13 protein-coding genes are annotated in these 13,279 nt (G+C 69.4%); 6 read left to right on the forward strand and 7 right to left on the reverse strand.

The features are described 5' to 3' along the window. Together B2J89_RS17365 and B2J89_RS17370 are read right to left on the reverse strand one after the other, a co-directional pair. On the reverse strand, positions 1-494 hold a 494-nt coding region (locus tag B2J89_RS17365; protein ID WP_169170249.1), incomplete at its 3' end, for a UvrD-helicase domain-containing protein. A 46-nt stretch (positions 495-540) separates the two neighbouring features. Further along, positions 541-3,486 (reverse strand): DNA topoisomerase III, encoded by a 2,946-nt coding sequence (locus tag B2J89_RS17370; protein ID WP_169170250.1) that lies wholly within the window; start codon positions 3,484-3,486, stop codon positions 541-543. 121 nt (positions 3,487-3,607) lie between these two features. Between B2J89_RS17370 and B2J89_RS17375 the strand changes: the two genes are divergently transcribed. The 3 genes from B2J89_RS17375 to B2J89_RS17385 are packed head-to-tail and all read left to right on the forward strand — an operon-like array spanning position 3,608 to position 5,691. Beyond that, positions 3,608-4,135: an SET domain-containing protein gene (locus tag B2J89_RS17375; protein ID WP_169170251.1), complete on the forward strand. Its 528-nt coding sequence runs from the start codon at positions 3,608-3,610 to the stop codon at positions 4,133-4,135. Next, a complete protein-coding gene (locus B2J89_RS17380) occupies positions 4,132-4,998 on the forward strand; it encodes a biotin--[acetyl-CoA-carboxylase] ligase (RefSeq protein WP_169170252.1) in 867 nt (288 codons plus the stop codon). Before B2J89_RS17375 ends, B2J89_RS17380 begins: the two co-directional genes overlap by 4 nt. A 3-nt stretch (positions 4,999-5,001) precedes the next feature. Further along, a complete protein-coding gene (locus B2J89_RS17385) occupies positions 5,002-5,691 on the forward strand; it encodes an SPOR domain-containing protein (RefSeq protein ID WP_169170253.1) in 690 nt (229 codons plus the stop codon). Between the two features lie 13 nt (positions 5,692-5,704). Here the strand turns inward: B2J89_RS17385 and B2J89_RS17390 are convergent, their stop codons facing one another. The 4 genes from B2J89_RS17390 to B2J89_RS17405 all read right to left on the reverse strand — a co-directional run bounded on the left by B2J89_RS17390 (position 5,705) and on the right by B2J89_RS17405 (position 10,013). Further along, on the reverse strand, positions 5,705-7,147 hold the full coding sequence (locus B2J89_RS17390; protein WP_169170254.1) for a sensor histidine kinase: 1,443 nt from the start codon (positions 7,145-7,147) through the stop codon (positions 5,705-5,707). Between the two features lie 81 nt (positions 7,148-7,228). Continuing rightward, on the reverse strand, positions 7,229-7,903 hold the full coding sequence (locus B2J89_RS17395; RefSeq protein ID WP_169170255.1) for a response regulator transcription factor: 675 nt from the start codon (positions 7,901-7,903) through the stop codon (positions 7,229-7,231). Positions 7,904-7,991: 88 nt separating this feature from the next. After that, positions 7,992-8,921, reverse strand: a complete 930-nt coding sequence (locus B2J89_RS17400; RefSeq protein WP_169170256.1) for an N-formylglutamate amidohydrolase — start codon at positions 8,919-8,921, stop codon at positions 7,992-7,994. 126 nt (positions 8,922-9,047) lie between these two features. Then, entirely contained in the window at positions 9,048-10,013 is a 966-nt protein-coding gene (locus tag B2J89_RS17405) for a tripartite tricarboxylate transporter substrate binding protein BugE (protein ID WP_169170257.1), read from the reverse strand. Between the two features lie 110 nt (positions 10,014-10,123). On the opposite strand from B2J89_RS17405, the gene B2J89_RS17410 reads away from it, so the two are divergent. Further along, positions 10,124-11,062: a LysR substrate-binding domain-containing protein gene (locus B2J89_RS17410; protein ID WP_169170258.1), complete on the forward strand. Its 939-nt coding sequence runs from the start codon at positions 10,124-10,126 to the stop codon at positions 11,060-11,062. Here B2J89_RS17410 and B2J89_RS17415 read toward each other — a convergent pair. After that, on the reverse strand, positions 11,038-11,526 hold the full coding sequence (locus B2J89_RS17415) for a MarR family winged helix-turn-helix transcriptional regulator (RefSeq protein WP_169170259.1): 489 nt from the start codon (positions 11,524-11,526) through the stop codon (positions 11,038-11,040). The two genes, B2J89_RS17410 and B2J89_RS17415, sit on opposite strands and share 25 nt — an antisense overlap. Before the next feature lie 161 nt (positions 11,527-11,687). Between B2J89_RS17415 and recA the strand changes: the two genes are divergently transcribed. Then, positions 11,688-12,836: a recombinase RecA gene (recA, locus tag B2J89_RS17420; RefSeq protein WP_169170260.1), complete on the forward strand. Its 1,149-nt coding sequence runs from the start codon at positions 11,688-11,690 to the stop codon at positions 12,834-12,836. Between the two features lie 63 nt (positions 12,837-12,899). Next, on the forward strand, positions 12,900-13,279 hold a 380-nt coding region (locus tag B2J89_RS17425), incomplete at its 3' end, for a regulatory protein RecX (RefSeq protein WP_169170261.1).

Below are 13,279 nucleotides of genomic sequence, written 5' to 3' on the forward strand. Positions count from 1 at the left end.
TTAAGCCGGTCGGCCACGGCCAGGAATTCCTCGACAAAACCGCTGTCGCCCTGCGCGGGCAGTTGCAGGGCATCGCGCCAGCGCTCGTCCTCGGCCTGCTCCACGTGCTGCACGGCCTGCCAGACATGGGGGCGCAGCTGCTCGGGCGTGGCGAGCACGGGCACGGGGCGCGCGCTGGCGTCGGCCAGCAGGGCGGTGCAAAACTGCTCGAAGGTGGCGATGCGCATGCGCTGGCGCACCGGCGCGGGCACGCCGATCTTGTGCAGCGCGTCGCGCAGCGCCTGGCAGGCGGTGTCGGTGTGCATGAGTGCCAGGAACGCGTCGGGCGCGGTGCCGCGCTGCCAGCTCTCGGCCATGCGCAGCGCCAGCGTGGTGGTCTTGGCGGCCCCCGCATTGGCCTCGATCACCAGCGTGCGCGCAGCGGCCGTCTGCACGGCGCGCTGCTCGGGCGTGGGCACGAAGGCCCGGGTCTGGAACAAAGGCTCGGTGCTCACACATCCACTCCCACAAGGCCCGCGGCGGGCGGGCTCCGCCAGGCCATCACCCCAGGTGCTGGCCCAGGATGCCCGCCAGCTCGAACATGCCGGCCTGGTCCTTGCCGAACACGGCGCGCAGCTTGTCGTCGGCCACGATGGTGCGCTTGTCCTTGGGATCCTGCAGGTTGTGGGCCTTGATGTATTCCCAGATCTTCTTGACCGCCTCGGGCCGCGCCACGGGCTCGGCACCGATCACGGCGGCGAGCTGCGGGCTCGGCGCCTTGCCAGCGGCGGGCTTGCGCGGGGCCTTGGCGGTGGCGGCCTTGGGGGTCTTGGCGGCGGCTTTCTTCGCGGCCGCAGGTTTTGCGGCTTTTTTGGCTGCAGCGCTTACAGGGCGTGCGCTGGCAGCTCCTGTTTTTGCAGCGGCAGCGGGCGTCTTGCGCGGCGGGAACTTGCTCGGTGCGAACTCGAAGTTGACCTTGCCGGCCTCCTTGTCCCAGGCCAGGTGCGCCTTGAAAGCGCGGCGCGTGCGCATGCTCACGAACTTGTCGAGCAGGTCGGTCTTGCCGGACTCGAGCAGCTTGTGCATCTGCGCGCGCTCCACGGGCTGCTGCAGGATGACCTTGCCGGTCTTGAACGTGCAGCTGGGCGTGGGCTGCGCGGCCGTGGGCACGGCTTTGCTGCAGACATAGTTGCTGCCGTGCTCGTGCACGGACGCGCCGCAGACCGGGCAGGGGCCGAGGCTTGCGTCGGCAAACTCGACCAGCTCGCCCGACTCTTCGGCCTTCTTGTCGTCGCCAAAGTCGAATTCGAGCTTGTAGTTGTGCGCCTCGTCGTCGTACTTGAGCACGATCTCGGACGTGAACGGCCAGCCGGCTTTGGAGCGGAAGCCCTCGAGCGGCCCGATCTTGCGCGTGGCCAGCAGCTGCTCGGCCTCCTGCGGCTCGAAGGTGCGCCCGGCCGGCGACTTGCCGAACGAAAATCCGCAGGGTTCGGCGCCCGGCTTGCCGACGCAGGCGTAGCGGCGGTAGTTCTCCTTGACCACGCCGCCGCAGTTGGGGCACGGGGCCTCCAGGGTGGCGTAGTCGCCCGGGATGGTGTCGCGGTCGTATTCCTTGGCCTGCCGGACCATGCGCTCGGTCATCGCGGCGATCTCGGCCATGAAGGTGGCGCGGCTGAGCTGCCCCTTTTCCATCTGCGCGAGCTTGTACTCCCACTCGCCGGTCAGGTCGGCGCGCGAGAGCTCCTTCACGCCCAGGCCGCGCAGCAGCGTCATCAGCTGGAAGGCCTTGGCCGTGGGGATGATTTCGCGGCCTTCGCGCAGCATGTACTTTTCGGCCAGCAGGCCTTCGATGGTGGCGGCGCGCGTGGCGGGCGTGCCCAGGCCCTTTTCCTGCATGGCCTCGCGCATGCTTTCGTCTTCGACCTGCTTGCCGGCGCTCTCCATGGCGCCCAGCAGCGTGGCTTCGGAGTAGCGCGCAGGCGGCTTGGTCTTGAGCGCCTTGGGGTCGACTTGGCTTGCCCGCGGCCGCTCGCCCGGCTGCACTGGCACCAGGTTCTGGCCCTTGTCGCCTTCCTTGGCATCGGGCACCTCGGCGGCGGCCTCCTTGCCGTAGATCGCCAGCCAGCCCGGCTTGACCAGCACCTTGCCTTCGGTCTTGAAGTGGTGCGCCTTGCCGGCCTGCTCGACCTTGCTGATCCGGGTGGTCACCAGGTACTCGGCGCTCGGGAAGAACACCGCCATGAAGCGGCGCACCACCAGGTCGTAGAGCTTTTGCTCGGCCTCGGACAGGCCGCTGGGCGCCTGTAGCGTGGGGATGATGGCAAAGTGGTCGCTGACCTTGGCGTTGTCGAAGATGCGTTTGCTCGGGCGCACGTAGCCGCCCTCGAGCGCCGTGCGCGCGTGCGGCGCCAGGTGCGCCATGCCGCTGCCGGCCAGCATCTCGAAGGTCTGCCGGGCCACGGGCACGTAGTCCTCGGGCAGCGCGCGCGAGTCGGTCCGCGGGTAGGTCAGGGCCTTGTGGCGCTCGTAGAGGCTCTGCGCCAGCGCCAGCGTGGTCTTGGCCGAGAAGCCGAACTTGCCGTTGGCCTCGCGCTGCAGGCTGGTCAGGTCGAACAGCTGGCCGGGCGCCTGCGTGGTGGGCCGGCTTTCCTCGGTCACGCTGGCGGGCTGGCCGCGCGCGGCGTCGGCGATGGCGCTGGCCTCTGCGCCCGACCAGACGCGGTCGGCGCGCAGCTCGGCATCGTCGCTGTTCTTCTTCCACTGCGGGTCGAACCACTTGGCCGGGTAGCTTCCAGCCTGGGCGGCAAAACTGGCGTGGATTTCCCAGTAGTCGCGGCTCACGAACTTGCGGATCTTCTCCTCGCGCTCGACCACCAGCGACAGCGTGGGCGTCTGCACCCGGCCGACGGTGGTCAGAAAGAAGCCGCCGCCCTGCGAGTTGAAAGCCGTCATGGCGCGCGTGCCGTTGATGCCGACCAGCCAGTCGGCCTCGGAGCGGCTGCGCGCAGCGTCGGCGAGGCCCGCCATCTGCTCGTTGCTGCGCAGCTTCTCGAAGCCCTCGCGGATGGCCTGCGGCGTCATCGACTGCAGCCACAGGCGCTGCACCGGCTTGCCCAGCGGCTTGGCGCCGCCGGCGTACTGCTCGATCAACCGGAAGATCAGCTCGCCCTCGCGCCCCGCGTCGCAGGCGTTGATAAGTGCCGTCACGTCCTTGCGCTTGGCCTGCTTGACCACGGCGTTCAGGCGCGTCTTGGTCTTGTCGACGGGCTTGAGGTCGAAGTGCGGCGGGATCACCGGCAGGTGGGCAAAGCTCCACTTGCCGCGTTTCACGTCGAATTCCTCGGGCGCCTGGATCTCGACGAGGTGGCCGACGGCGCTGGTGACGACGTAGCGCTCGTTCTCGAAATGCTCGTCGTGCTTGTCGAACTTGCCCGCCACGGGCGTGAGGGCGCGCACGATGTCTTGCGCGACCGAGGGTTTTTCTGCAATTACCAGTGTCTTGGTCATGTTGGGTCTCGCCATGCTGGCCGTGTCCCGGAGAGACGCTCCGGGCGCTTCTACAATCTGGGCTCCACGCGCGTGCACGCGCACGCACCTGTGTGCTCATTTAAGTTAACAGAGTTTTGCCATGCCCCGCACCGCCTTCCCCGCCTTCGCAGGCCGCCGCATCCAGACCCGCCTTTCGGGCGTGCATGGCAAGGGCGTGTTCGCGGTGCAGGATATCGCCGAGGGCGAGGTGCTGATCGAATACACCGGCGAGGTCATCGGCTGGCAGGAGGCGCAGGACCGCCACCCGCACGACCCGCTCAACCCCAACCACACGTTCTACTTCCATGTCGATGAAGACCGCGTGATCGACGCCAACGTGGGCGGCAACTCCTCGCGCTGGATCAACCACTCGTGCGACCCGAACTGCTTTGCCGACGAGCGGGACGGCCGCATCTTCATCACCGCGCTGCGCAACATTGCGGCCGGCGAAGAACTGAACTACGACTACGGCCTGATCCTCGAGGAGCGCTACACCGCGAAGCTCAAGGCCGAATACCCGTGCTGGTGCGGCAGCCAGAACTGCCGTGGCACCTTGCTCGCGCCCAAGCGCGGCCCGGCCGCGCCGGCCCCGCTGGGCAGGGCCAAGAAAGCAAAGCGCACCGCATGACCACGCCGATGCGCTGGCCCGCCGAGGCCATCTGGGAGGCCGTGGCACCGCGGCTGCCGGGTTTCACCGTCGAGGTGCTGCCCTGCATCGACTCGACCAACAGCGAACTCATGCGCCGCGCGCGCGCCGGCCGCTGCGAGCCCGTGCTGCTGGTGGCCGAGCAGCAGACGGCCGGGCGCGGGCGCCTGGGCCGGGCCTGGCACACGGCGCCGGGCGATGCGCTGACGTTTTCGCTGGGCCTGCCGCTGGCGCCGGCGGACTGGTCGGGCCTGTCGCTGGCCGTGGGCGTGAGCGTGGCCGAGAGCCTGCAGCCTGCGCTGCCGCCGGCGGGCAGCGCCACGCCGCGCATCGCGCTGAAGTGGCCCAACGACCTGTGGCTGGGCGGCGCCGGCGGCGACCGCAAGCTCGGCGGCATCCTGGTGGAAACCGCCAGCTTCGTGGCGCCGCAGGAGGCGCCCGGCGGCCGCGCCACCGTCAGTGCGGCCCTGCGCTATGTCGTCGTGGGCGTGGGGCTGAACCTGCTGCCGCGCGAGGGCGCCGGCATGTCGCTGCCGCCGGGCTGCCTGCAGGAGGTCGATGCGCAGATCGATGCGCCCGCCGCCCTGCTGCGCGTGGTGGCGCCGCTGGTGGCGATGCTGCAGTCGTTCGAGGCGTACGGCTTTGCCCCCGTGCAGGCGCGTTTTGCCCAGCGCGACGCGCTGCTGGGCCGCGCCGTGGTGCTCAGCGACGGCAGCCGGGGCATGGCCCACGGCGTGGCCGAAGACGGCGCCCTGCTGGTGCACAGCGCGCTGGGCATGCAGGCCGTGACCAGCGGCGACATCAGCGTGCGGCCGGCCAGCGCCGCGCACACCCTGCCGGGCTGACGCATGCTGCGCGCCCTGGTGCTTATCCTGCTGCTGGCCAATGCCGGCTACTTCGCCTGGGCGCAGGGCCTGATGGGCGCCTGGGGCTGGGCGCCGGCGCAGACGTCCGAGCCGCAGCGCTTGGCGCAGCAGATCGCCCCCGAGGCGCTGCGCATCGTGCCCCCCAAAGCCGACGCGCCGGCCCCGGCGCCAGCGTCCGATCCGGCGGGCGAGGCACCGCTGGCGTCTGCCGCGCCGGCCGAGCGCGGCGCGTGCCTGCAGGCCGGGGGGCTCGACGCGGCCGAGGCGCAGGCCTGGCGCAGCGCCGCGGCGGCCCTGCCGCCCGACAGCTGGAACCTCGAGCGCAGCACCACCGCCGGGCGCTGGATGGTCTACATGGGCCGTTTTGCCGATGCCGAGGCGCTGGCCAAGAAGCGCACCGAACTGCGCGCCCGCGGCGTGGCGTTCGACCGGCCCGGCAACGCGGCGCTGGAGCCCGGCCTGTCGCTGGGGCGCTTCGCGTCCGAAGATGCCGCGCAGCGCGCCCTGGCCACGCTGGCGGCCCAGGGGGTGCGCAGCGCGCGCGTGGTGGTCGAACGCGCGGAGGCCGAGAGCTTCACGCTGCGCCTGCCGCTGGTCGATGCCGCCCTGCGCGCGCAGCTCGAGGCGCTGCGCCCGGCGCTGGCGGACAAGCCGCTGCGCCCCTGCTTCTGAGCGCGGCGGCGCTCTAGGCGTCCGCGTTGGCCGGCAAGCGCACCGTGAAGCGGGCGCCCGGCGGGTGGTGGTCCGGGTGGGCGGCCTCCACCATCACCTCGGCGCCATGCTGGCGCGCGATTTCCAGCACGATGGGCAGGCCCAGGCCCGAGCCGTCGGCCTCGCTGCCGAGCGCGCGGTAGAACGGCTGGAAGATCAGCTCGCGCTCGGCCTCGGGCACGCCGGGGCCCGAGTCCTCCACCTGCAGCAGCAGCACATGGCCAAACGGGTCGGCCAGCACGCGCGCCGTGACCACGCCGGGCTTGTCGGCGGCCGAGGGCGTGTAGTTGATCGCGTTGTCGAGCAGGTTGCGCACCAGCTCCTTGAGCAGCGTGGGGTTGCCGTCCACCCACACGCCGGGGTCGCCGGGCTGGGCGCCGTCGTAGCCCAGGTCGATGTGCTTTTCGAGCGCGCGCGGCACCGAGTCGCGCACCACGTCCATGGTCAGGCGCGCCAGGTCGCAGGGGAGGCGCGCCTTCTGCGTGTTGCTGCCCTCGGCGCGCGCCAGCGCCAGCAGCTGGTTGACGGTGTGCGTGGCGCGGATGCTGGCGCGCCCGATCTGCTGCAGCGAGCGCTTGAGCTCCTCGGTGCTCGTGCCCTCGCGCTGCGCCAGGTCGGCCTGCATGCGCAGGCCGGCCAGCGGGGTCTTGAGCTGGTGCGCGGCGTCGGCCAGGAAGCGCTTTTGCGTCGCCATCGAGTCGCTCAGCCGCGTCAGCAGGTCGTTCACCGAGGCCACGAGCGGCGCCACTTCGAGCGGCACGGTCTTGTTGTCGAGCGGGCTCAGGTCGTCGGGGCTGCGTGCGCGGATGCGCGCTTCGAGCTGGTTGAGCGGCTGGATGCCGCGCGCCAGCGCCAGCCACACCAGCAGCACGGCCAGCGGCAGGATGACGAACTGCGGCACCATCACGCCCTTGATGATCTCGGTGGCCAGCACGCTGCGCTTCTCGCGCGTCTCGGCCACCTGCACCAGCCCCAACGGCTGCCCCTTGCCGGGCAGGCGCACCCAGATGTAGGCCATGCGGATGGCGATGCCGCGCAGCTCGGCATCGCGCAGCCGCACCTCGCCGACCACGGGCGTTTCATCCTCCGCCGGGCCGGGCAGCTCGCGCTCGCCCGAGAGCAGCCGCCCGCCCGGCCCCTTGACCTGGTAGTAGACGGTGTCGGAGTCGTCGGCGCGCAGGATCTCGCTGGCCGGCTGGGGCAGGTTGAAGCGCGCCTCGTCGCCCTGCACGGTGATGAGTTGGGCCAGGGCATGGGCGTTGTATTCGAGCGCGCGGTCGAAGGGCTTGTTGGCGATGCCCTGCGCCACCAGCCAGGTCAGCGCCAGGCTCACCGGCCATAGCAGCAGCAGCGGGGTCAGCATCCAGTCGAGGATCTCGCCGAACAGGGAGCGCTGCTCGCGCTGGAAGATCTTCAAGATCGCCTTAGGGGTAAAAAGTGCCTCAAACGCTTTCTGGATAAGCGCCAATAGCTATTGAATAAATAGCATGGCGCGGGCCTAGCCGGAAATCTTTTCCAGGCAATAGCCCAGACCGCGCACCGTGGCGATGCGGATCGGCCCTTTCTCGATCTTCTTGCGCAGGCGGTGAATGTAGACCTCGATGGCGTTGTTGCTGACCTCCTCGCCCCACTCGCACAGGCGCTCGACCAGCTGGTCCTTGCTGACCAGGCGGCCGGCGCGCTGCAGCAGCACCTCGAGCAGGCCCAGCTCGCGCGCCGACAGCTCGACCATCTTGCCGTCGATGGTGGCCACGCGCCCGGCCTGGTCGTAGACCAGCGGGCCGTGCTTGATGGTGGCGCTGGTCACGCCCATGCCGCGGCGCGTGAGCGCGCGCACGCGCGCTTCGAGCTCCTGCAGCGAGAACGGCTTGGCCATGTAGTCGTCGGCGCCGAAGTCCAGGCCCTTGACGCGCTCGTCCACGCTGTCGGCCGCGGTGAGAATCAGCACCGGCAGGGCCGAGCCGCGGCTGCGCAGCTTTTTGAGCACTTCGAGCCCGTGCATCTTGGGCAGGCCCAGGTCGAGGATCAGCAGGTCGAACTCGTTGTTCGTCATCAGCGCGGCGTCGGCTTCGCTGCCGTTGGCCACGTGGTCCACCACGGCGCCCGAGCTGCGCAGGGTGCGCAGCAGTCCGTCGGCCAGCACCTGGTCGTCTTCGGCGATGAGGATGCGCATGCGGGTGTCTCCTGTGGTCCGGCCGCGGCATGGCGCCGCAGCGGTTTTCCACGGATTCTAGGCGGCAGCGCGCGCCGCGCCCGCGCTTTCAGCGCGGGTCGTGCGCCAGGAGCTTGTGGACCAGCGCCTGCAGGTCGGTGCGCAGGCGGTCAAAGCCCTCGGGGTGGAGTTCGAGCGTCTGCTCGTCCATGTAGAGCTTGCGGTTGATCTCGATCTGGACGCTGTGGCGGTGGCGCGCCGGGTCGCCATAGCGCCGCACCAGCTCCACGCCCTTGTAGGGGTAGTTGTATTCAACGCTGTAGCCGCAGTCGCGCAGGTGCGCGCAGATCAGCTGCGACAGCGCCGGGTCGGCGGTGCTGCCCTCGCGGTCGCCAACCACGAAGTCGGCGTGCACCAGGCCCGGGTGCAGCGTGGCGTGGCTGGCGGCCACGGCGGGCATCGAGTGGCAGTTGATGTGGATGCTGTAGCCGTGGCGCGCGTGCGCGGCCTCGATCGCCTGCTGCACGGCGGCATGGTAGGGCTGCCAGCAGCGCGCGATGCGCGCACGCACCTCGTCCACCGAGAGCAGGCGGTCGTAGATGGGCACGCCCTCGTCGGTGAACTTCCAGATCAGGCCCTTGCCCAGGCGCACCTTTTGCAGCACCAGCTCGTCGGTGGTGACGGGATCGGTCCATGCGCCGTCGAACATGCCGGTGTCCACCTCGGTGGTGTCGCGGTTGGCGTCGAGGTAGATGCGCGGGAAATGCGCCTCGATCCAGTCCACGCCCAGCGCGGGCGCAAAGGCATAGATCTTTTCGACGTGCGTGTCCTCGGCGCGGCGCAGCGTGGCCAGGTCGCAGGCGGCGCCAAAGTCGCTCGGGTAATGGGTGCCGCTGTGCGGCGAGTCCAGCACCAGCGGCGTGCTGCCAGCGATGCGCGTCACCATGGGCGGGGGCCGGCAGGCCGCGCCGGCCTCTCCGGACGCGCCCGGCTGGGCGTTCTGGAAACGGTGGTTCATCAACTTCAGTGCTGCGTGCATAGGGGTCTTCAGGTGGCAGGGGAAATGCTCCCACGTCTGCGCGGTCTGCGCCAGCCCCGGCCGGCCCCTGCGGGACGCGGCCGGCGCCAGGGCATGCTGCCCGCGCCAGGGGGAGCGGGGTGGGGCTTAGTCCATCTTCACGTGGGCGAAGGCAGCCACGCGTTTCATCTTTTCTATTTCGCGCACGATCTGCGCGCTGAACTCCTTGGGCGTGGAGCCCGAGGGGTACAGGCCCTGGCCCGCCAGGCGCTGGCGCACCGCGGGCTCCTTGAGCGCCTGGGCCACAGCCTGCTGCATGCGCTCGACCAAGGCGGCGGGCGTGCCGGCCGGGGCCACCATGCCGAACCACGACGGGTCGTTGTTGACCGCATAGCCGAGCTCGCCATAGGTGGGCACCGCGGGCAGAACGTCCAGGCGCTCGTGCCAGGACACGGCCAGCGCCTTGAGCTTGCCGGCCTGGATGTGCGGCAGCGACGAAGCCACCTGGTCAAAGTACACCGGCACCTGGCCGCCAAGCACGTCGTTGATGGCCGGGCCGGCGCCGCGGTAGGGGATGTGGACCATCGAGGTGCCCGTGCTGCTCTTGAACAGCTCGCCCCACATGTGGCCGATGGTGCCGTTGCCCGGCGTGGCGTACGACACCTTGCCGGGGTTGGCCTTGAGGTACTTGACCAGCTCGGCAAAGCTGTTGACCGGCAAGACGTTGGGGTTGACGACGATCACGCCGGGTGCCTTGACGATTTCCGTCACACCGACAAAGTCCTTGACCGGGTCGTAGGGCAGCTTGGCATAGACCGCGGGGTTGACGCCGTGCGTGGACAGCGTCGCAATGCCGAAAGTGAGGCCGTCGGGCGTGGCGCGGGCCACTTCCGTGGTGCCGATCGAGCCGCCGGCGCCGGCGCGGTTTTCCAGCACCACCGGCTGCTTGAGGATGCGCGCGAGCGCCTCTTGCAGGCTGCGCGCCGTGATGTCGGTTGCGCCTCCCGGCGGAAACGGAATGACGATGCGCAGGGGTTTGCCTTCCTGGGCAAAAGACATTCCAGGAATGAAAGATGCGGCGGCGAGCGAGGCCAACAATTGACGGCGTTGCATGGATGGATCTCCTTTGATTCCAACAAAGAGTAGCGCAACAGCGGCAGAATCCAAAGCAACGCCTGCGCCTGATAACATTCCGTTTGAGAATGTTGAAAGAGGTTTCTACCATGTCCCTGCGCCGCCTGGCCCCGCCGCTGCACCTGCTGCGTTCGTTCTCCACCGTGGCGCGCTTTGGCGGCGTCACGCGCGCGGCCGAGGCCTTGCACCTGACGCAAAGCGCCGTCAGCAAGCAGGTCAAGGAGCTCGAGAGTTGGGTGGGCGTGCCGCTGTTCGAGCGCAGCCGCAAGCGCCTGGCGCTCACGCCCGCCGGCGCGCAGTACGAAAAGGCCGTGCGCGCCGTGCTCGCGCAGCTCGAGGCCGCCACGCTCGACCTCATCACCAGCGACGACGGCGGCGGCGCCCTGCACCTGTCGAGCCTGCCGACCTTCGGCGCCAAGTGGCTGATCCCGCGCCTGCCGCAGTTCCAGCTGCAGCACCCACAGATCACACTGCATTTCGTGCCGTATGTGCACGGCTACGACTTCGAACGCCCCGAGCTCGACTGCTCCATCCTGTTCGGCGACGGCCATTGGCCCGGCGCCCATGCCCACTATCTGGCCGGCAATGACGTGGCGCTGATCGCGCCCCGCACGCGCGTGGCCGACTGGCCGATCGCCGAGCCACAGGACGTGGCCGGCTACCCGCTGCTGCGCCATGTCACGGTGCCCGACGCCTGGCTGCGCTGGGGCGACACGCACGGCATGGACGGGCTGCAGCCCTGGGCCGGCACGCAATTCGACCAGTTCCAGACCATGATCCGCGCCGTGATGGCGGGCATGGGCCTGGCCCTGGTGCCGCGCTGCCTGGTGCAGGACGAAATCAGCGCCGGCCTGGTGCGCGAGCCGCTGCCCGGCGGCGGCTACCGCAGCCGCCTGGGCTACTGGTTCTGCTACCCCGAGGGGCGCAACCGACTGCATACGCTCGACAGCTTCCGCACCTGGCTGCTGGCCAATGCCGAGCCGGCCGAGCCGGCCCCCGCCGATCAGGGCGGCGCGCCGCCGGCATAGGCCTCCAGCCCGATCGCGACCACGGCGGCCACCTCGTCGCCCACTTCGGCGCGGAACTCGGCCTCGGCCTGCGCCACCGCTGTGCGGAAGGCCTGCAGCCAGGCCAGGCCCGTGGGCGTGAAGCACACGCGGCGCGCGCGCGCGTCGTAGGGGTCGACCGTGCGCGTGACCAGGCCCCAGGCGATGCATTGGTCCACCAGCGCGGCCATGGCCTGCTTGGTCATGCCGGCGCGCTGCGCCAGGTCGGTCAGGCGGTCGCCCGCGAGCGAGAGGTGGCGCGTGATGTGCACATGGGCGGCGCTGACCTGATCGCGCGCGGCGAGGTTCGACAGCGCCAGCGGCACCTCGACGTCGTGCGCCATCAGCTGCAGCACGCGCGCATCGAAGCGGCGCAGCGCATCGCCCATCAGGCGGCCCAGGTGGGTCAGGCGCCAGCCCTCTTCAGCAGCGGAAAAAACGGCCATCGGGATCCTCCAGGCAGCGCCTCAAATAGACAGTCAAACTGACTAAATTATGGGTTTGAAGTTTTTAACAATGCCCATAAACTACTGTTCAAGCATCCAGTCAGGCATCCAAGGCAGCTGGGTTCTGTGTTTTTATCCTGTTGATATTCAAGGAGTTTTTCATGAACGCACCCATCAGCCGCAGCATGCCCGCCGACGCTGAAAAAACCAAGGCCCTGGCGGCCGCGCTCGCGCAGATCGAGAAGCAGTTTGGCAAGGGCACCATCATGCGCCTGGGCGAAGGCGAGGTGATCGAGGACATCCAGGTGGTTTCGACCGGCTCGCTCGGCCTTGACGTGGCGCTGGGCGTCGGCGGCCTGCCGCGCGGCCGCGTCGTTGAAATCTACGGCCCGGAATCGTCGGGCAAGACGACGCTGACGCTGCAGGTCATCGCCGAAATGCAGAAACAGGGCGGCCAGTGCGCCTTCGTCGACGCCGAGCACGCGCTCGACATCCAGTACGCGCAAAAGCTCGGCGTGAACCTGCAGGACCTGCTGATCTCGCAGCCCGACACCGGCGAGCAGGCGCTCGAGATCGTCGACAGCCTGGTGCGCTCGGGCGCCGTGGACCTGATCGTCATCGACTCGGTCGCGGCGCTCACGCCCAAGGCCGAAATCGAGGGCGACATGGGCGACAGCCTGCCGGGCCTGCAGGCACGCCTGATGAGCCAGGCGCTGCGCAAGCTGACCTCGACCATCAAGAAGACCAACTGCATGGTGATCTTCATCAACCAGATCCGCATGAAGATCGGCGTGATGTTCGGCTCGCCCGAAACCACCACCGGCGGCAACGCGCTCAAGTTCTACGCCTCGGTGCGCCTCGATATCCGCCGCATCGGCTCGATCAAGAAGGGCGAGGAAGTGGTGGGCAACGAGACGCGCGTCAAGGTGGTCAAGAACAAGGTCTCGCCGCCGTTCAAGACGGCCGAGTTCGACATCCTGTTCGGCGAGGGCATCTCGCGCGAGGGCGAGATCATCGACATGGGCGTGGTCGCACGCATCGTCGAGAAGTCGGGCGCCTGGTACGCCTACAACGGCGAGAAGATCGGCCAGGGCCGCGACAACGCGCGCGAGTTCCTGCGCGAGAACCCGCAGCTGGCGCACGAGATCGAGAACAAGGTGCGCGAAGGCCTGGGCATTGCGCTCCTGCCGGCCGCGCTGCCGGTGGCCGCCGCGCCCGAGGCGGTGATCGAAAGCGAAAGCGACGCGGCCGATGGCGTGGTGGCAGCGCCCGCAGCGCGCGCCCGCAAATCCGAGCAGAAAGTCGACTAAACGCATACAGGGCAAGCGTCTATAGCTATATTAAAAATAGCACACAGGCGCTTGCCTCACCGCATGCGGTCGCCCCCTTCTTCCCCCTCCCTCAAGGGCCGCGCGCTGCGCTACCTGGCAGCGCGCGAGCATTCGCGCGCCGAGCTCGGCCGCAAGCTGGCGCGGCACGAGGAAGAGCCCGGCCAGATCGAGCGCGTGCTCGACGACCTGCAGGCCAAGGGCTTCATCAGCGAGGCGCGCGTGGTCGCGTCCGTCGTGAACCGCCGCGCCGCCAGCCTCGGCGCGGCGCGGGTGCGCCAAGAACTGCAGGCCAAGGGCATCGACCCGGCGCTGGTGCGCGAGGCCGTGGCACAGCTCAAGGACTCGGAGCTCGAGCGCGCGCGCAGCGTCTGGGACAAGCGTTTTGGCGCTGCGCCGGCCGACGCCAAGGCGTGGGCGCGCCA

This window comes from Acidovorax sp. SRB_24, from assembly GCF_012931925.1.